Raw genomic sequence first — 19,492 nt, forward strand, 5'->3', positions numbered from 1 at the left:
TAAAAAATTATTTGAAAGTGTAAGGAACTGGTGCCTCTTTCAATTTTGGATTTTTTCTAACTTCGACATCTGGTTTTGGATAAATAAAATCAGTTGGCGTTGGCGTATAATGTATTACCCCTTGCGAATCGAAACCTCTATCTTGCTGAGAAATAATATTGATTGCTTCTTGACGTGGCAATCTTCCTAAATCGAACCAAAATTCACCTTCAAAAGCAAATTCAACTCTACGCTCATGAAACAAAGCTGCTTTTGTTAAAGGCACATTATTTCCTAAAGTTCCAAGACCCGCTCTAAGTCTCACTTTGTTATATGATTCTTTTGCTGCTGCATTAGTAGTTTCATCAGCTCCAGCCATAGTTGCCTCAGCATGTATTAATAAAAGATCGGCATAACGCATAATGTAATTGCAGTTACTCATTCCGCCCCATCCATCAGCTGGACCTGTCTCGCTAGTAACTTGCCCTACAACATATTTCTTAACCGCTGCTCCTGTATTGGCTAATACATCTGGATATTTGGTTTTATCCATAACAAAACCTACCACACCATCTCCTTTAATGTTAGGATAAGAATCTCCATAAATCATAAAAGATTCTTTTCTTCTTAAATCTCCAATTTCAAAAGCATCTTGAACGTCATTACTTGGCACATAAGTAGCACCGTATGAAGCATTATCATTCAAAATATCTAAACCATATTGGATATTAGAGAAATTTCCTCCTCCATAAGTATTGATAGCACCAGACCATTGCCAAGAATAAATAGATTCTTCGTTGTTATTTTTACTTGTCAAGAACAAATCTGCAAAATTTGGCAGTAATCCAAACTCACCTGAGTTAATTACTTTTTCGGCCATTGTTTTAGAATCAGCAAATTTCTTCTCATATAAATATACTTTAGCTAAAAATGCTTCAGCAGAACCTTGCGACACAAAAATATTTTCTCCGCTAGCAGATCTAGATCTAATTTTTGATTTTAGATTTGCTGCCGCAAATTTTAAGTCGTTTTCGATGAATGTATAAACATCTTCAACTCTATTGGTATTCACCATCGGATCTTTTGCCAGAGCCAAATTATCTTCAATAATAGGCACTGGTCCGTACAAACGAACCAAATAAAAATAGGCTATCGCTCTAAAAAAATGCGCTTCTGCAATAGTGTTTTTAATAACTGCCTTATTTACCTCTGCAGTAGCATTTTTTTCAATGTTATTAATCAAGTTATTGGCTTGCGCTACAATTGCAAAACAAGCTCTCCATGGATCTAACAATATTGGACTATCAGAAGTCAATTTAAACTGAATCAGCTCTGGTCCATCGGCATAAGCCAAACAATTCCCTGATGACAGTTCTGATAATGCGTAAAAGTTTTTAGTATAATAAGGAGCCCACATTGCACCATACATTCCGTAAGTGGTTCTTGCTACCTGCTCATCAGTATTATAAAACTGGTCACTGCTGTAACTATCTTCAGATGGGCGATCCAAGAAATCTTCGCTGCAAGAAGTAGTTGCCAAACCTAGCGTTAAGAATAAAACTAAGGTCTTTATATTGATATATTTTTTCATAAGAGTAGTAATTAAAATTCTAAATTCATTCCAAAAGTGAAACTACGATTGGTTGGGTAACGCCCTGAATCGATTCCTGATAATAATGGATCTTGGTTATATGACCCAATTTCAGGATCATAGCCCGTATATTTGGTAAATGTGTAAAGATTTTGAATACCAAAATAAAATCTTAATTTACTAATGTTCGCTTTTGAGATCACATCTGAAGGCATGTTATACCCTAAAGTAACTTGCTGAATTCTTAAATACGACCCATCTTCTACATAACGATCAGAGATTGCAATATTTGGATGTCCGTCTCCGCCATCAGGTCTTGGATATTTTGCATCGGTATTTTCTGGTGTCCAAAAATCTGCCGCTTCTGCCAATTGATTTTCATACAGACGTTGATTTTTAGTACCTGCACGTCTTGTTAAGTTCATTACTTTGTTACCATACGATCCTTGCAAAAAGACCCCTAAATCGATATTTTTATACTTAAAAGTATTATTGAAACCGTAAGTAAATTTTGGCGCTGGATTACCAATATAGGTTAAGTCCTTATCATCAATCAAACCGTCTTTGTTTTGATCTACATACTCAACATCTCCCAACTGGCTTTTTACTGCTTTATTTCCTGTAAAAGGAATTGGTGCATTTGCCAACTGTTCGTTGGTTCTGATAATACCAACTGCTTGATATCCGTAAAACTGACCTACTGGCTGACCTACTATAGTTTTAGTTACCGCTTTTGTCGTATAATCATTAAGCAATACATCTTTTGTCAAATCGAAATTATCTTGTAAGCTCAACAATTTATTTTTGTTTGTAGAGAAAATTACTTTTGAATTCCATGAAAAATCTTTTCCAAACTTCTCATTATAATCTAAAGTCATCTCAAAACCTTGATTTCTTAAGCTTCCTAGATTTACACTTGGCGCTCCTAAACCTCCTTGATACGCATCTGTACCAGTAACGTAGTAAGGCAATGGCAACACAAATAAAAATCCTTCAGATTCTTTTCTGTATACATCAAATGTCGCTTGAAGTTTTGATTTGAAAAGTGTAAAATCTAAACCTAAATTGGTTTGTTTAGAAGTTTCCCAAGTTAAATCAGGATTTGCAATATTGTTAACCGTAAAGAAGTTCCCCATTGCCGATTTGATTGCGCGAACCGTGCTCATGTAACCTCCACCACCAATATTTTGGTTTCCAGTCTCTCCATATCCACCTCTAAACTTGATATTATCAATATATTCTCTAGTTCCTTCCATAAACTTTTCGTTCGAAAGTTTCCAATACCCAGAAACTGAAGGAAAGTAACCCCACTTTTCACCTGGACCAAAATTAGAACTTCCGTCTGCTCTCATGGTTGCCTGTAAACCATATCGATTATCATAGTCATAATTAAAAGATCCAAAGAAAGAATATAAAGCAGAACTTCCTTTATACTCTGAAGCTACAACTGAATCGGGATCTCCTAAACTAATAGAATGAATATCATTACTTAATAACCCAGAAACAGATTGCGAATTACCAAACCAATGACTATCATTAGCCTCTTGACCAGCCAAAACATTAAAATGATGATTTCCAGCATCAACTTTATAAGTTAAAACGTTTTTAACGTTCAGTCCATACCAATTGTTTGCTCTCTCTGTCAGCATATTGGTTTCTCTAACCGCTGAACCCCATTTATAAGTAGGCTGAAAACCTTCAAAATTATCTATATTAGTAGATCCACCAAAGTCAAAACGATACTCCAATCCTTTGGCAATTCTAAAGTTAGCATAAAAATTTCCTATAAAATTTTTCTTAATCAACTTATTAGTATTCATCAAGGCAGAAGCTACTGGATTGATCCAAACCCCAATTGATCCATCTGCTGGCGGACCAGCATAGTTGCCATTCGTATCTTTTACCGCAACATCTGGCGTAGACAAAATAGAAGTACTGATAATACCATTGCTAGCACCATTGATTGTGATATCTTCATTGGTTACACCTGCTCCAACAGACACTCCAACAGTAAGCCAATCTTTTAGTTTGCTGTCAACATTTGTTTTAAAACTATATCTTTTGAAACCAGAACCGATAACAATACCCTCCTGATTAGTATAACCTCCTGAAATATAATAGTTAGTACCGTCTTTTGCTCCCGAAAATGAAATCTGGTGATTGTTCATTATCGCAGTTTTATAAATCTCGTCTTGCCAATTTGTTCCTTTACCTAAAACAGACGGAACAGCAAACTCATCTCTTGGCGCTACACCATAAACACCTGCCAAAGCATTTTGCTGTTCAGCGTATTGGCTCAAAGTCATTGTATCTAATAAACGAGTAACATTTTGAATAGAAAAATAGGTATCATAGGTGATTTTTCCTGCTCCTTTTTTTCCTCTTTTTGTAGTAATAATAACAACTCCATTCGACGCTCTAGAACCATAAATAGCAGTTGCAGAAGCATCTTTCAAAATATCCATTGTCTCGATATCGTTAGGGTTTAAAAAAGCTATTGGACTCGAAGTTACGTTTCCTGTATTCGATCCTAAATAACCTGTAACAATTGAACCTCCAGTTGCAGTATTGGCAGCATCTCCAGAAATCGGAATACCATCTATAATATACAATGGCTCATTGGTTCCAGAGATAGAAGTAGTTCCACGTATTTTAACCGACACACTACTTCCTGGCTGTCCAGAATTGTTCGTTACTGTTACCCCAGCAGCACGTCCTTGTAACAATTGATCTACAGATACTTGTGGAGAGTCTGCAATATCCTTAGTAGTAACAGTAGAAATAGCTCCTGTCAAATCCTTTTTCTTTACGCTTCTATATCCTACGTTTACCAAAACTTCACGCAAATCTTCTGCGCTAAGTTTCAAGACAACGTTTACTGTTCCGCCATTTTTAACATTGATAGTTTGCGAAACATATCCAATAAATGAAACAGAAATAGTAGAGTTTGCAGGTGCTTCGATAGAATATTTACCATCAAAATCTGTTGAAGCCGTCTTCTTTGTAGCTGTAACTATGATATTGGCACCTGGTATAGATAACCCTTTTTCATCAGATACAGTTCCCGAAACCTTTACCTGAGCCGTAATAAAATTACTAGTCAGTAACAAAAATAATATCAAAGGAATGGCTTTGTGGTCAGCCCTCCAATGAATGAAGCTAGTCATTAGTTTTTTCATAATAAGTGTTTGGTTAGTTAAATTTGTTTATTGCATAATCCAAAAGTAAATGCCTGGGTAATTTTTACTTTTAAATTATTTAACAAATCTATAACAGAGAGGATTATCAAATCGATAGTATTATATCATTTAATGATAATATTTTTACTATAAGCCTTTAAAAAAACACATATAAAAATAAAAGCGCCTAAATTTTAAATTATTCGCAATCATATCTCCCTCAAGAACACAAACGATGCATAAAAACCAATGAAATCTTAAAAATCAAACGTTTTCGTTAAAAATAATATTTACTTGTGATAAAAAAGTATCACTATAAAATTCGTTTTAAACCAGAAAACTCCTCACGATATTGGCTTGGAGTACAATTTTTTGTTGCTTTAAAACTGCGATTGAAGTTTGCTATATTATTAAAACCAGATTTAAAAGCCACTTCAGAAACACTCATATCTTTTTCTACTAGCCAACGCGCTGCATAACCAATACGAATGTCATTTATATAATTCACAAAAGTTTTTCCGGTTCTCTTTTTAATGAATCGGTTAAAAGAAATTATAGACATACTCGCCACATTTGCTACGTCTTCTAAAGTAATTTTTTCAGCAAAATGTTTTTGCACATATTCGTAAACTAACTTCATTTTATCATAATCATCAAAAGTATCATAGTCTACTGTATAAGTCGAAAGCAAACGCTGATTTCTGGAATTGGCCAGATCATACAGTAAAGATGTAATCTCTAAAAAATAATCCATACCATCCAGCTTAGAAAGCCTTACAAGCCTTGGCATCAATTCTTCGGCTGTTTTTTTAGAAAAAAGAATCCCATGAATTGATCTATTAAACATATCTCGAATCGGATTCATGATACGTCTTGCAAGCAAAGATTCATGAAATAAATCATTATGAAATTGAATCGTAATTTCGTGTATTTTTTTATTTGTGCATTTATTCAATTCCCAGCCGTGATATAAATTGGGACCAATCAAAACCAGCTCGACATTATCAATTTCTTCAATATTATCTCCTACAACCCTTTTAACCCCTTTTCCATTCTGAATAAAATTGATCTCAAATTCTGGATGATAATGAACAGGAAAATCAAAACTATCTTTTACACGATCAAAAACCAAAAAGCTGTCACTCGCAGCAAGCGGTGCTATTTCTCTATAAAAATTCTTCGTATTACTCATCTTAAAAACTATTTCAGGAAAACAAATGTTCTTTTTTTGATGCAATAATATGATATATAATTGATAAAATAATATTAATTACACTATAATCATCCGTTTATCTTTGAAAAAATTAATTTATCATTTCTTTAAAAAGAACATTAATAATAAACATTAATCATTTTTTATTAAATAACTTTTTATAGTTTTAATAATTTTAACGCTAATCGCATAGAGAATTTTCGACAGAAGAAATGCTATTATTTAAAAACCGTAAACCCTTGTTTAGTTAGCATTTAGCTAAACAGCCAACTCTTATTTTTCGATGAAAAAACATTTTTTAACGCTTTTAACTGTAACTGCACTAAGCAGTTCGTGTTGGTCTCAAAAAAGCACTAGTAATATTAATTTGTCACTTTCAGATAAAAAAGCAACAATAGAAACTAAAACTTTATATAAAGAACTTAATACTTTAACTCAAAAAGGTTTCTTATTCGGACATCAAGACGACTTGGCTTATGGTGTAAAATGGAAATACGAAAAGGGACGCAGTGACATAAAAGATGTTGTTGGAGATTATCCTGCGGTTTATGGCTGGGATATTGCGGGTTTAGAAAATGACAGTCCGAATAATATTGATGGAGTTCCTTTTGCTAAAATGAAACAATATATTATTGAGGCAGATTCTAGAGGCGGAATTTCGACTATCAGCTGGCATTTTGACAATCCTGCAACAGGAAAAAATGCTTGGGATAATGTTCCAAATTCTTTAAAAACGATTCTCCCTGGAGCCGAAAATCATAAAAAATTTACTTCTTGGCTAGACAAAGCAGCTGTTTTCTTTTTGTCTTTAAAGGATAAAAATGGCAAAAATATTCCGATACTTTTCAGGCCTTTCCATGAACTTACTGGCGGATGGTTTTGGTGGGGAAAAGGAAATTGCACTCCAGAGGAATTCAAAACCGCTTGGAAATTCACTTTTGATTACCTTCAGAAAAAAGGGGTTCACAACTTGATTTATGTTTATAACACAGGAAGTTTTGGAAGCGAAAACGACTTTCTAGCCAATTATCCTGGAGATGATTATACCGACATGTTGAGTTTTGACACCTACCAAAACAGTAATGATCCAAATGGCGAAAAATTCGTTGCTGAAGTTCAAAATCAATTTAAAATATTAAACGAAATCAGCTCAAAAAAACACAAATTAATGGCACTCGCTGAAGCTGGTTATGAAGCCGTTCCAGACCCAAAATGGTGGACGGGAACTTTACTGAAAGCAATTGGAGATTATAAAATTTCTTATGTATTGCTTTGGAGAAATCACGGATGGCAGGAAAAAGAGCAAAAAATGCATTATTATGCGCCATTTTCAGGCCAAGTAAGCGAAAAAGATTTTATCGATTTTTACAATCTCGACCAGACTATCTTTGAAAAAGACATTCAGAAAAAATTAAAATAATTGCCCCAAATAAATTACAACCTTAAAAAATAACCAATGCACGACAAAATTAGTTTAAAAGAAAAAATCGGTTACGGACTTGGAGACGCTGCTTCTTCTATGTTCTGGAAAATCTTTAGCATGTATCTGCTATTTTTCTACACCGACGTTTTCGGATTGGCGCCTGCTGTAGTAGGAACTATGTTTTTAATTACTAGAATCTGGGACTCATGTTTTGACCCAATTGTTGGAATTCTGGCTGACAGAACCAAAAGCAAATGGGGAAAATTTAGACCTTATTTACTTTGGGTAGCGATACCTTTTGCCGTGATTGGAGTTTTAACTTTTTACACTCCAGATTTTGATGAAAAAGGAAAAATTATTTACGCCTATGTGACCTATTCCTTAATGATGATGATTTATTCTTTAATCAACGTTCCTTACGCTTCACTTTTGGGCGTAATGTCATCTGATAGAAAAGAAAGAAACACACTTTCGTCTTATCGAATGGTTTTTGCTTTTGGAGGAAGTCTTTTAGCGCTTTGGCTAATTGAACCTTTGGTAAATTATTTTGGAGGAAATTTAAATTCTAAAACGGGCTGGCTGGCAACAATTGCCGTCTTCGGATTAATTACAACTGTCTTTTTCTGGGCTTGTTTTGCCTTCACTAAAGAAAGAATCAAACCTATTGCAGATGAACAGAATAACTTGAAAGAAGATTTAAAAGATCTTTGGAAAAATAAACCTTGGTGGATTTTATTGGGAGCCGGAATCGGAGCTTTGGTATTCAATTCTATTCGTGACGGGGCTGCCGTTTACTACTTCAAATATTATGTAAGCAGTTCTGTAAATTTTGATTTTTCGCTTTTCGGAACCGATTTCCACATGACGCCAACTTCAATTTATTTGGTTTTAGGACAAGCAGCAAACATTATCGGAGTAATCATTGCAACACCAATTGCCAATAAAATTGGTAAAAAGAAAACCTTTTTTGGTGCAATGGCTTTGGCAGCAATTTTAAGTCTGATTTTCTATTTATTCGGAAAAGAAGATGTTTTCTTAATTATGAGTTTTCAAGTTTTAATCAGCATTTGTGCGGGCTGTATTTTTCCTTTAATCTGGTCCATGTACGCCGACAGTGCCGATTATTCTGAATGGAAACAAGGACGTAGAGCAACAGGATTAGTTTTCTCTGCTTCATCTATGTCGCAAAAATTTGGATGGACGATTGGTGGCGCAGGAGCAGGATGGCTTTTAGGATATTACGGTTTTCAAGCCAATGTTGAGCAGACCGCAACAGCACAAAACGGAATTCAGCTAATGTTAAGCATATTGCCAGCAATTGCGGCCGCAATTTCAGTAGCTTTTATAGCATTTTACCCTTTATCAGAAGAGAAATTACAGATTATAGAACAAGATTTAAACGAAAAAAGAGATCAAAATCATTAAAAACAAAAGACATAGAAATCAATTGATATGACAACGATAACATCTTCAGCCACTTTTCAAGAAAGAAAATCGGCATTAGAAAAACAACATAAAACATTGCTTGAGCAAAAAAACGAACCTCAAGAAATAGTTGGAAACGGCATATATGAACGTTACAAAAGCCCTGTCGTTACTGCGGCACATATCCCATTAAACTGGCGTTTTGATTTTAACGAAAAAACAAATCCGTTTTTACAAGAAAGAATTGGCGTGAATGCCGCTTTCAACGCTGGAGCAATAAAATGGAATGGAAAATATTTATTGGCTGTTCGAGTAGAAGGAATTGACCGAAAATCTTTTTTTGCTATCGCCGAAAGTCCAAACGGAATTGACAATTTCAAATTTTGGGACAAACCTTGCGTAATTCCACAAACTGAAGAACCCGATACAAACGTGTACGATATGCGTCTTATTAATCACGAAGATGGTTACGTTTACGGGATTTTCTGTACCGAAAGAAAAGATCCGAAAGCTCCAAAAGGCGATACCAGTTCAGCTGTAGCCAATGCGGGAATTGTGCGTTCTAAAGATTTAGTAAACTGGGAAAGACTTCCAGATTTGATTTCGAACACAGGACAACAGCGAAATGTAGTTTTACACCCAGAATTTGTAAACGGAAAATACGCTTTATATACACGTCCACAAGATGGTTTTATTGATGTTGGAAGTGGTGGAGGAATTGGTTTAGGTTACGTTGAAGACATGACCAATCCTGTTGTAAAAGACGAAAAAATCATTTTTGGGAAACAATATCATACGATTTACGAACTGAAAAACGGTTTGGGTCCAGCTCCAATTAAAACATCAAAAGGTTGGTTGCATTTAGCGCACGGAGTTCGAAATACTGCAGCAGGATTACGCTATACTTTGTATATGTTCATGACCGATTTGAATGATATTACGAAAGTAACATACGTTCCCGCAGGGCATTTTATGGGACCAGAAGGAATTGAAAGAGTTGGAGACGTATCGAATGTTTTATTTTCTAACGGATGGATCGAAGACGAAGATGGAACGGTTTACGTTTATTACGCTTCTTCAGATACTAGAATGCACGTGGCGGTTTCATCTGTAGATAAACTTGTCGATTATGTAATAAATACTCCAGCAGATACTTTTATTTCGGCAGGTTCAGTGCAAACCATCATCAATCAAATCGAAAAAAATAACGCAATTTAAAATATCGTGTCATTACAAAGAAAGCTTTTAAAATCGGAACTAACCGCAGAACTGGATTCTATCCTAAACTATTGGTCGGAACGTACTATTGACGATCAAAATGAAGGTTTTGTTGGCCAAATCGATTTTAACGATCATCAAATTGCTCATGCAGAAAAAGGTTCGGTTCTGAATGCCCGAATTCTTTGGACGTTCTCTGCCAGTTATCAAACCACTAGAAACGAAAACCACAAAAGACTGGCAAAAAGAGCATTCGAATTTCTTGCTTCTTATTTTTATGACACACAATTTGGAGGTCTTTTTTGGAGTATAAATGAGGATAAAACTCCAAAAGACACCAAAAAACAGATTTACGCATTGGCTTTTGCGATTTATGGATTGTCTGAATATTATGCCATTTCAAAAGAACAACGAGCTCTTGAAATCGCTAAAAACTTATATGCAAAAATTCAAGAACATAGCTACGACAAGATAAACAAAGGCTATTTTGAAGCTTTTACCAGAGATTGGCAACCCATTGACGATTTGCGTTTAAGCGAAAAAGATGCCAACGAAAAGAAAACCATGAATACGCATCTTCATATTATTGAAGGTTATGTGAATTTATATAAAGTTTGGAAAGATGAAAAATTGCTCCTAGATATTGTTGAATTATTAGAAACCATCGAGAAGTATTTTATCAATACTGAAACGGGACATTTACGCTTATTTTTTGACGAAAACTGGAAAGAAAAACCAGATGTCATTTCGTATGGACATGATATTGAAGCAGCTTGGCTTTTGCAGCAATGTGCCGAAATTTCGGGAAATGAAACTTTGATTGCCAATTATAAAAAACATGCCATTCAAATTGCAGAAGTAACCAAAGAAGGTCTAGATGCTGATGGTGGTTTATGGTACGAATATGATCCTAAAAAAAAGGAGTTAATTGCTGAAAAACATTGGTGGCCACAAGCTGAAGCTTTAATTGGTTTTTACAACGCCTATCAATTAACGGGAAAAGAAGAATATCTGGATATCGTTTACAGAAACTGGAAATTCATAAAAAAACACATGATCGATCAGAAAAACGGAGAATGGCATTGGGGAGTTTACAGTGATTATGCTATTATGAAAAAAGATAAGGCAGGATTCTGGAAATGCCCATATCATAATAGCCGTGCCTGTCTGGAGCTTATTCATCGAATTGAAAATTGAGGTTTCAAATAAAATCAAAACGTCTTACAGAACGTAAAGTCCTAGCCCCGATAGAAGCGGCATCCTTTTATGGTGGGGTTCACCATAAAAGATACAGCGGATAGCGGGATTAGCTCCTTAAAATATAAATTATGAAAAACAGATTTTTTAAAACCCTTTCATTGGCCTTGATTTTTACTGCAATCGCTTGTCAGGCACAGGAAAAAATCACCGTAAAAGGAAATGAATTTTACAAAGGCGATAAACCGTACGCTTATATTGGAACCAATTACTGGTACGGAAGTATGCTGGCTTCTAAAAAAATAGGCGATCGTAAAAGGCTTTTGCGCGAGTTGGATTTAATGAAGAAAAACGGAATCGATAATTTACGTGTTTTAGTGGGTGCCGATGGCGGAAAATATGATTTTACCGTTCGTCCAGCACTGCAATATGAGCAGGGAAAATATGATGAAGATTTATTGGACGGATTGGATTTCTTGATTAACGAAATGAGTAAACGAAACATGTACGCCGTTTTGTACTTAACCAATAACTGGGAATGGTCGGGCGGAATGTCGCAATACTTGGAATGGAATGGCAAAGGAGCAATTCCAGTTCCGAATATTCCGCCGAATACTTGGCCTCAGTTTATGTCGTATACAGAACAGTTTCATAGTTGTGAACCTTGCATGGAAGCTTTAAATAATCATGTGAAGTTTATTATTGGCAGAACTAATGCGTATTCTAAAAAGAAATACAACGAAGACAACACGATTATGTCGTGGCAGGTTGGAAATGAACCGAGACTTTTTACGGTAGAAAATGAAGTTAAATTCACGAAATGGCTCAATAACATTGTTGATTTAATTGACAGCTTAGATAAAAATCATTTGGTTTCTACAGGTTCTGAAGGGAAAAATAGTTCGAACGACAGCATGGAAATCTTCGAAAGAACGCATCAAAATCCGAATATCGATTATTTGACGATGCATATCTGGCCTAAAAACTGGAATTGGTTTAAAGCCGATAATGCCGAAGCTACAATGCCTGCAACAATCGAAAATGCTGGAAAATATATTGACGATCATATTAAGGTTGCCAACAATCTGAAAAGACCTATTATTATTGAAGAATTTGGACTTCCGAGAGAAAATGAAAACCTGAATGTGGGAGCCTCTTCTGTTTACAGAAATCAATTTTATAGCTATATTTTTGGAAGAGTTGCAGAAAGCGTTAAAAATAATGGTCCGTTAAGAGCGGCCAATTTCTGGGGTTATGGCGGTGAAGGAAAAGCGGTAAACGAAACTGGAAAATGGAATCCAGGTGACCCTTTAACAACAGATCCTCCGCAAGAACCGCAAGGTTTAAATTCTGTTTTTAATGGAGATAAATCGACATTAGAAATTGTAAAAAAATACAATTCAGAATTAAAGAAAAAGTAAAATTAATTTTCCACCATATAAGTTATATAAGTTCATTTAAAAGTTTGATTAAAATGAACTTATATAACTTATATGGTTTAAAAAATATCCAGATGAAAAATACATTTATTCTTTTTTGTTTACTATTCCTAAATCTTTCTTTTTCTCAACAAAAACAGAGCTTTACAATTAGTTCTCCTAATGGAAAAATAGAAGTTAAAATTGCTGTAAATGATAAAATCTCTTGGTCAATTTCGCATGAAAAAGATTTGATTTTGACTCCATCTGAAATGTCTTTGACTTTAGATCAAAATGAAGTTTTAGGAAAAAATCCAGCAGTTTTAAATTCAAAAAAAGAAAGCATAAATACTTCTTTCGAAACGCCCTTATACAAAAAGAAAACGGTTAAAGATCAATACAACAAACTGATTCTAAATTTTAAAAATGATTTTGCTCTTGAATTTCGTGTTTTTGATGATGGAGCAGCGTATCGTTTCATCACAAAAAAGAAAAAAGAGATTACGGTTAAAGACGAAGAAGTCGTTTTGAATTTCGATCAGGATTATAATACTTTGATGCCGTATGTACGTGATTTAAGAAATCCGAAAGATCAGTTTATTTCTTCGTTTGAATCGCATTATGAAAACAAAAAAATAAGTGAATTTGCTAAAGATACTTTGGCGTTTTTACCTTTTCTAATTGAGTATAAAAACCATAAAAAAACCGTTTTTCTAGAAGCTGATCTCGAAAATTATGCTGGATTGTTTGTAACCAATAATAAAAACAAAACCGGTTTTGAATCTCGTTTTTCTAAATATCCAACCCAAGAAACCAACGGCGGATTTAATTACCTCAACAAACTAATTACCGAAAGAGCTGATTATTTGGTAAAAACAAAAGGAACGAGAACTTTTCCGTGGCGAGCGATTGTCATTTCTGAAAATGATGCTGCTTTAGCCAATAACGATATGGTTCAGAAATTAGCCGAGCCTTCCAAAATAAAGGATGTCTCGTGGATAAAACCTGGAAAAGTAGCTTGGGATTGGTGGAACGATTGGAATATTTACAATGTAGATTTTAAAGCTGGAATTAATACGCAAACTTACAAATACTATATTGATTTTGCTTCTAAAAACAAAGTCGAATATGTGGTTTTGGACGAAGGATGGAGCGTAGAAACCGACATTATGAAACACAATCCGAATGTGGATCTGGAAGCTTTAATCGCTTACGCGAAAGAACGAAACGTGGGCATTATTTTATGGGCTTCGTGGATGGCAATAAATGATAAAACAGAAGCCGTTTTTGACAATTATGCAAAATTGGGCGTAAAAGGTTTTAAAGTCGATTTTATTGACCGCGACGATGCAAAAATGGTCAATTCGGTTTATGATATTGCCCAAAAAGCAGCCAATCGTAAACTGATTATTGATTTTCACGGAATGTACAAACCAACTGGGATTCAGAGAACGTATCCAAATATTTTAAATTTTGAAGGCGTAAAAGGTTTAGAAAATAATAAATGGACCCCAAATGATGATGTTCCACTTTACGATACCACAATTCCGTTTATCAGAATGATGGCTGGGCCAATGGACTACACTCCAGGCGCGATGCGAAATGCTACCAAAAGCGAATTCAAACCAAGTCATTCTACTCCAATGAGTCAAGGAACGAGGTGCCATCAATTGGCTTTGTACACTATTTTTGAAGCGCCTTTGCAAATGATGGCCGACAGTCCAACTGCTTTTATGAAGGAACAAGAAAGCACCGATTTTATAGCTAAAGTTCCGACTACTTTTGATGAAACTGTTGCCTTAGACGGAGAAGTTGGAAAATTCGTTTCTATCGCTAGAAGAAAAGGAAATACTTGGTACTTAGGCGCGATTACAAATTGGGATTCTAGAGATATTACAATTGATTTTTCTTTCCTTGAAAAAGGCAAAAAATTCCAAGCCGAAATTTTCTCTGATGGTGTAAATGCTGATAAAGCTGCTACCGATTATAAAAAAGAGATTATTACTGTTGACTCGACAACCAAGTTAAAATATCGTTTGGCAAGCGGTGGAGGACTGGCAATGACTATTAAATAAAAATAACATCCATTTTATATAACAAACCCGACAGGTTTTTGAAACCTGTCGGGTTTTAACTATTTAGAATCTAAACTGGACGTAGACGCACTACGGTACATCTCTACAATCCCGTGCATTAACAATTCACAATTAAGCTAATATCTTTTCAATCGCATTCAATTCATCCTGCGAAAATTCCTTATTTTGAAGACAATCAATATTATTACACAATTGTTTTACAGAGCTAGCTCCAATTAAAACAGAAGTAATTCGTTTATCTTTTTGAAGCCAAGCCAAAGCCATTTGCGCCAAAGACTGATTTCTATTCTGGGCAATTTCATTCAGCTGAATTAATTTTTGAATACGTTCCTGTGTCACCTCATCTTCTTTCAAATGTCCGTTCGGATTATGTGCTCTTGAATTTTCAGGAATTCCATTTAAATATTTATCTGTTAATAATCCTTGAGCCAAAGGTGAAAACGCAATACAGCCTACTCCTTTTTCTTCCAAAACATCTAATAAGCCATTTTCAACCCAACGTTCCAACATCGAGTATTTTGCTTGATGAATCAAACAAGGCGTTCCCAATTGTTTTAAAACATCAACTGCAACTCGAGTCTGTTCTGCCGAATAATTACTGATTCCGACATACAAAGCTTTTCCGCTTCTAACAGCGTGATCCAAAGCCATCATCGTTTCTTCAATAGGAGTTTCTGGATCTGGACGATGTGAGTAAAAAATATCGACATAATCAATACTCATTCGTTTTAAACTCTGGTCTAAACTAGATAAAAGATATTTTCTAGAGCCCCAATCTCCATAAGGTCCGTTCCACATCGTATAACCAGCTTTTGTAGAAATCACGATTTCATCACGCAGATTTCCCTGAAAATTATGCCATAAGATTTTACCAAAATTCTCTTCAGCAGAACCTGGAACTGGCCCGTAATTATTCGCTAAATCAAAATGAGTAATTCCTTTATCAAAAGCTTCAATGGCAATACTTTCGGCATTATCAAAATTATCAACCGAACCGAAGTTATGCCATAATCCTAAAGAAATTTCTGGAAGCAGCAATCCGCTTTTCCCGCATCTGTTATATTTCATTGTTTTAATTTAAAAGTTGGAGTTTTAATAGATTTTAAAAATACAAAAAACTCCCGCAGATTTTGCAGATTTAGGAGATTAAAAAAATCCATTTGATCTGCAAAATCTGCGGGAGCAAATTAAAAACCAATCTTTATTTTTTAATCTAAATCGTGTATTCTTTTCAACTTGAAAGAGAAATAAATATAAAAAATTCCAAGCGCGATAAAAGCAAAAGCAGTCCAATATACAAGCGAAAGACCTGCAAAAATAGGATTCCATAATAAGACAAACGAAAACACTGTCCCAAGTATTCCCAATATTAAAAGATTTGCCCAATCAGAAACAGCGTAACTCTTTAAATTAAAAGCAATAACTATTGCCATTATTGAACGGAATAAAACCACAAATCCAACATAAAGAGGCAGTAAAGTAATTGAAATTAATGGATTAATAATCAACAATATTCCTACTACAAAACCTAAAATTCCAGATGCTAATGTCCATCCCCAATTGTCAATTTTCTTTCTATTTGAAAGTGCAAAAATGATTTCAAAAATTCCGCTTCCTAAAAACGAAACACTAAAGAGAAATGCAAGAGTTAAATAAGCCGCTACGGGTGTGATAAAAGACCAAATTCCGATTCCAACAAACAGCAATCCCACCAATAATGGAATATACCAGTAATCAATAGCTTTTTTTACTTTTTTAAATAAAGAATTTTCCATAAGTATACTTTTAAAATCATGCTTACTCTATAAAGTTTTCAGCTTACCTTAACTGCCAATAAAAAAACATTTAAATGGCTGTCTATCAAAGATAAGACAAAAGCGTAAGCCAGAATATTTTTTACATAATAAAATACTGACATATAAACACTTACCATCACAAAAAAATCAATTGCGTCCAGCTTTAGAAAACATAAACACAATCAAAAAGGGCTTTAGCCAAACCTATAAAGTTTGGCTAAAGCCCTTTCCTTATTCAAATCTTATTCCCCTAGCTGAAGCTAGGCGCTATTCAAAAAATGTGAATTGCTTTTGAAGAAATTATTGAGGATTTTCCAGAATTAAATAAAGAAGATATTCTTGTTGCTTTAGCATTTGCAAGATAACAATTCAATTGCGTCCAGCTTCAGCTGGATGAAAATATAATCATAATCAAAAGGGCTTTAGCCAAACCTATAAAGTTTGGCTAAAGCCCTTTCCTTATTCAAATCTTATTCCCTAGCTGAAGCTAGGGGCTATTCAAAAATCTTTGCGACTCTGTGCCTTTGCGAGATTAAAAACTTTGTTACTTTGTTACTTTTCTCCTAAAAAACCTATTCTTTAATTTCAAAACCACTCTGCAAACCTTTATCAGAACTTCCTCCAACCATGATTTTAAAAGTTCCTGGTTCTACTAAATAAGCTCCTTCATTGTTATAAAAACCAAGTTCTTTATCTGTCAAAGTAAACTTTACCGTTTTAGTTTCACCTTTTTTCAGATTAACCAATTCAAAACCTTTTAATTCTTTTATTGGACGAACGATACTTGCAAATTCATCATGAATGTACAATTGCACTACTTCTTTTCCATCATAATTTCCTGAATTCGTTACCTCAACACTTACCTCAACATTTTCTCCTTTTGCAAAAGCCGTTTTATTCAATTTCAAGTTTTTATAATCGAATTTCGTGTAACTCAATCCAAAACCGAACGGAAACTGAGGCGTTTTCTCTACATCCATGTAATGCGACCAAAAAACATTTTTATCACTGTCAATTGGTCTTCCTGTGCTGTATTTGTTGTAATAAATTGGCACCTGACCTACATTTCTAGGAAACGACATTGGCAATTTTCCACTCGGATTATAATCTCCATATAAAACCTGAGCAACTGCATTTCCAGTCTGAGTTCCCAAATGCCAAGCTTCTACAATTGCAGGAACATTTTCTGCTGCCCAAGGAATGCTCAACGGACGACCATTATTTAAAACCAAAACCACATTCGGATTCACTTTATAAATTTCTTCTAGCAATTCTTGCTGTAATCCAGGGAGGTTCAAATCAGTTCTACTTCTGCCCTCACCGCTTTGGAAACCATATTCACCTAAAACCATTACGACAACATCGGCATTTTTTGCTGCTTTTTTCGCTGCTTCAAATCCGCTTTTATCAGTTGTATTGAAAACTGTTTCAGTTAAGAAAGTTGCTTTTTGTTTCAGTAAATCAACCCCTTTTTCAAAAGTTAGTTGATTGTCTTTGTATTGTTGCATTCCTTCTAAAACCGAAACCGCTGTATCATCAGAAGCCGCAATTCTCCAACTTCCTAGCGGACTGTTTTTATCATTTGCTAAAGCACCAATTAAAGCGATTTTCTGCCCAGATTTCTTTAGCGGAAGCAAATTCTTTTCGTTCTTCAATAAAACGATAGATTTCTTCGCCATGTCTAAAACACCTTCGTTGTTGGCTTTACTTCCAACAACTTCTTTCTCGCGCTTTTCATCACAGTATCGGTACGGATCATCAAATAATCCTAACTCAAATTTCACACGCAAAATTCTGCGAACAGCATCATCAACCAAAGATTCTTCTACTTTTCCAGATTTTACCAAATCAACCAATTTTGCCACATACAAATACGATTCCATATCCATATCAGAACCTGCAATAACTGCTTTTACTGTTGCATCGGCTTCGTCTTTTGCATATCCATGCGCAATCATTTCGCGAATCGAAGCATAATCCGAAATTACAAATCCGTCAAACTTCCATTTTCCTTTTAAAATATCTCTTTGTAAAAAAGCATTTCCAGTTGCAGGAACACCATTCAAAGTATTAAACGAATTCATAAACGTACGAACTCCCGCTTCAACCGTTGCTTCAAAAGGAGGTAAAACCGAATTATACAATTTAGAATTACTGATATCCACGATATTATATTCCAAACCTGCTTCAACATAGCCATAAGCAGCAAAGTGTTTCGCGCAAGCTGCAATCGTATTTACTTTGGCCAAATCTGCAATGGTTTCTCCTTGAAAACCTTTCACACGAGCATAACCCACTTTACTTCCCAAATACGGATCTTCTCCTGCACCTTCCATCACACGACCCCAGCGCGCATCGTTTGCCACGTCAACATTGGGTCCAAAAGTCCAGTTAATTCCAGATGCCGAAGCTTCATCTGCCGCAATCGCTGCCGATTTTTTAATCGCTTCCAAATCCCAACTTGCCGCTTCTGCCAACGGAATAGGACTTAACGTTTTATAGCCATGTATTACATCAAAACCAATAATTAACGGTATTCCTAATCTAGTTTCTTCCACCGCAATTTTCTGCACCGCACGAACTTCCTTTACACCGCGAACGGTCAACATCGAACCGACCAATCCTTTTCTTAAATGTTCGTATTTTAATTCGGCTGTTCCACCTTTTGGCGCAGGTCCAGTAACATCCCAAAAACCATTATATTGATTCATCTGTCCCACTTTTTCCTCCAGCGTCATTAACGGTAAAAGCAAATCGATACGCTGCTCAACAGTTTTATTCTTATCCAGATACGGCTTTTTTTGTGCATTCATATTTCCAACAGTAAACAGGGAAAATACCCCAATAATTAGTATTTGTTTATTTTTCATATGTGGTTTAGTTAGTTTTTCTTTAAGATTCTAAGGTTCTGAGGCACTAAGATTCTAAGGTTTTCTATTTTGGCGTGTCCCGCCGAA

At 35.1% G+C, this 19,492-nt stretch carries 13 protein-coding genes; 7 read left to right on the top strand and 6 right to left on the bottom strand.

The window, feature by feature from the left end:
- Positions 1-7: 7 nt before the first annotated feature.
- The 3 genes from BSF41_RS18725 to BSF41_RS18735 all read right to left on the bottom strand — a co-directional run bounded on the left by BSF41_RS18725 (position 8) and on the right by BSF41_RS18735 (position 5,941).
- Positions 8-1,570, bottom strand: a complete 1,563-nt coding sequence (locus BSF41_RS18725; RefSeq protein WP_095931029.1) for a RagB/SusD family nutrient uptake outer membrane protein — start codon at positions 1,568-1,570, stop codon at positions 8-10.
- Positions 1,571-1,581: 11 nt separating this feature from the next.
- On the bottom strand, positions 1,582-4,749 hold the full coding sequence (locus BSF41_RS18730; RefSeq protein WP_095931030.1) for a TonB-dependent receptor: 3,168 nt from the start codon (positions 4,747-4,749) through the stop codon (positions 1,582-1,584).
- Between the two features lie 313 nt (positions 4,750-5,062).
- The gene (locus BSF41_RS18735; RefSeq protein ID WP_095931031.1) at positions 5,063-5,941 is read right to left on the bottom strand and encodes an AraC family transcriptional regulator; all 879 of its coding nucleotides are present in this window, start codon (positions 5,939-5,941) and stop codon (positions 5,063-5,065) included.
- A gap of 304 nt (positions 5,942-6,245) precedes the next feature.
- Between BSF41_RS18735 and BSF41_RS18740 the strand changes: the two genes are divergently transcribed.
- The 6 genes from BSF41_RS18740 (at position 6,246) to BSF41_RS18765 (ending at position 14,718) form a co-directional block, all read left to right on the top strand.
- Complete coding sequence (locus BSF41_RS18740; protein WP_095931032.1) at positions 6,246-7,382, top strand: glycoside hydrolase family 26 protein; 1,137 nt, start codon at positions 6,246-6,248, stop codon at positions 7,380-7,382.
- A gap of 36 nt (positions 7,383-7,418) precedes the next feature.
- A complete protein-coding gene (locus tag BSF41_RS18745) occupies positions 7,419-8,810 on the top strand; it encodes an MFS transporter (RefSeq protein WP_095931033.1) in 1,392 nt (463 codons plus the stop codon).
- 27 nt (positions 8,811-8,837) lie between these two features.
- Positions 8,838-10,028, top strand: coding sequence for a glycosidase (locus tag BSF41_RS18750; RefSeq protein ID WP_095931034.1), 1,191 nt, complete (start codon positions 8,838-8,840; stop codon positions 10,026-10,028).
- Between the two features lie 6 nt (positions 10,029-10,034).
- Positions 10,035-11,225 (top strand): AGE family epimerase/isomerase, encoded by a 1,191-nt coding sequence (locus tag BSF41_RS18755; protein WP_095931035.1) that lies wholly within the window; start codon positions 10,035-10,037, stop codon positions 11,223-11,225.
- A gap of 131 nt (positions 11,226-11,356) precedes the next feature.
- Positions 11,357-12,646: a cellulase family glycosylhydrolase gene (locus BSF41_RS18760; protein WP_095931036.1), complete on the top strand. Its 1,290-nt coding sequence runs from the start codon at positions 11,357-11,359 to the stop codon at positions 12,644-12,646.
- Between the two features lie 92 nt (positions 12,647-12,738).
- Positions 12,739-14,718: a glycoside hydrolase family 97 protein gene (locus BSF41_RS18765; RefSeq protein WP_095931108.1), complete on the top strand. Its 1,980-nt coding sequence runs from the start codon at positions 12,739-12,741 to the stop codon at positions 14,716-14,718.
- 132 nt (positions 14,719-14,850) lie between these two features.
- On the opposite strand, the gene mgrA is transcribed toward BSF41_RS18765, so the two are convergent.
- Positions 14,851-15,807 carry an L-glyceraldehyde 3-phosphate reductase gene (gene mgrA / locus BSF41_RS18770; RefSeq protein WP_095931037.1) on the bottom strand — a complete coding sequence of 319 codons (957 nt, stop codon included), beginning with the start codon at positions 15,805-15,807 and terminating at the stop codon, positions 14,851-14,853.
- Positions 15,808-15,947: 140 nt separating this feature from the next.
- The gene (locus BSF41_RS18775; protein ID WP_095931038.1) at positions 15,948-16,514 is read right to left on the bottom strand and encodes an HdeD family acid-resistance protein; all 567 of its coding nucleotides are present in this window, start codon (positions 16,512-16,514) and stop codon (positions 15,948-15,950) included.
- Positions 16,515-16,819: 305 nt separating this feature from the next.
- Here BSF41_RS18775 and BSF41_RS18780 point away from each other — a divergent pair, with 305 nt between their 5' ends.
- Positions 16,820-16,900 (top strand): DUF433 domain-containing protein, encoded by an 81-nt coding sequence (locus BSF41_RS18780; RefSeq protein WP_095931109.1) that lies wholly within the window; start codon positions 16,820-16,822, stop codon positions 16,898-16,900.
- A gap of 207 nt (positions 16,901-17,107) precedes the next feature.
- Here the strand turns inward: BSF41_RS18780 and bglX are convergent, their stop codons facing one another.
- Positions 17,108-19,405, bottom strand: coding sequence for a beta-glucosidase BglX (gene bglX, locus BSF41_RS18785; protein ID WP_095931039.1), 2,298 nt, complete (start codon positions 19,403-19,405; stop codon positions 17,108-17,110).
- Positions 19,406-19,492 lie beyond the last annotated feature (87 nt).

Origin of the sequence: Flavobacterium sp. ACN2, assembly GCF_002303885.1 — a bacterium.
Taxonomy (GTDB): Bacteria; Bacteroidota; Bacteroidia; order Flavobacteriales; family Flavobacteriaceae; genus Flavobacterium.

Excerpts from the sequence above, each read along its gene's own strand:
- bglX (WP_095931039.1), bottom strand. The coding sequence starts at position 19,405 with ATGAAAAATAAACAAATACTAATTATTGGGGTATTTTCCCTGTTTACT.
- BSF41_RS18740 (WP_095931032.1), top strand. The coding sequence starts at position 6,246 with ATGAAAAAACATTTTTTAACGCTTTTAACTGTAACTGCACTAAGCAGT.
- mgrA (WP_095931037.1), bottom strand. The coding sequence starts at position 15,807 with ATGAAATATAACAGATGCGGGAAAAGCGGATTGCTGCTTCCAGAAATT.
- BSF41_RS18760 (WP_095931036.1), top strand. The coding sequence starts at position 11,357 with ATGAAAAACAGATTTTTTAAAACCCTTTCATTGGCCTTGATTTTTACT.
- BSF41_RS18730 (WP_095931030.1), bottom strand. The coding sequence starts at position 4,749 with ATGAAAAAACTAATGACTAGCTTCATTCATTGGAGGGCTGACCACAAA.
- BSF41_RS18775 (WP_095931038.1), bottom strand. The coding sequence starts at position 16,514 with ATGGAAAATTCTTTATTTAAAAAAGTAAAAAAAGCTATTGATTACTGG.
- BSF41_RS18725 (WP_095931029.1), bottom strand. The coding sequence starts at position 1,570 with ATGAAAAAATATATCAATATAAAGACCTTAGTTTTATTCTTAACGCTA.
- BSF41_RS18750 (WP_095931034.1), top strand. The coding sequence starts at position 8,838 with ATGACAACGATAACATCTTCAGCCACTTTTCAAGAAAGAAAATCGGCA.
- BSF41_RS18765 (WP_095931108.1), top strand. The coding sequence starts at position 12,739 with ATGAAAAATACATTTATTCTTTTTTGTTTACTATTCCTAAATCTTTCT.
- BSF41_RS18735 (WP_095931031.1), bottom strand. The coding sequence starts at position 5,941 with ATGAGTAATACGAAGAATTTTTATAGAGAAATAGCACCGCTTGCTGCG.
- BSF41_RS18745 (WP_095931033.1), top strand. The coding sequence starts at position 7,419 with ATGCACGACAAAATTAGTTTAAAAGAAAAAATCGGTTACGGACTTGGA.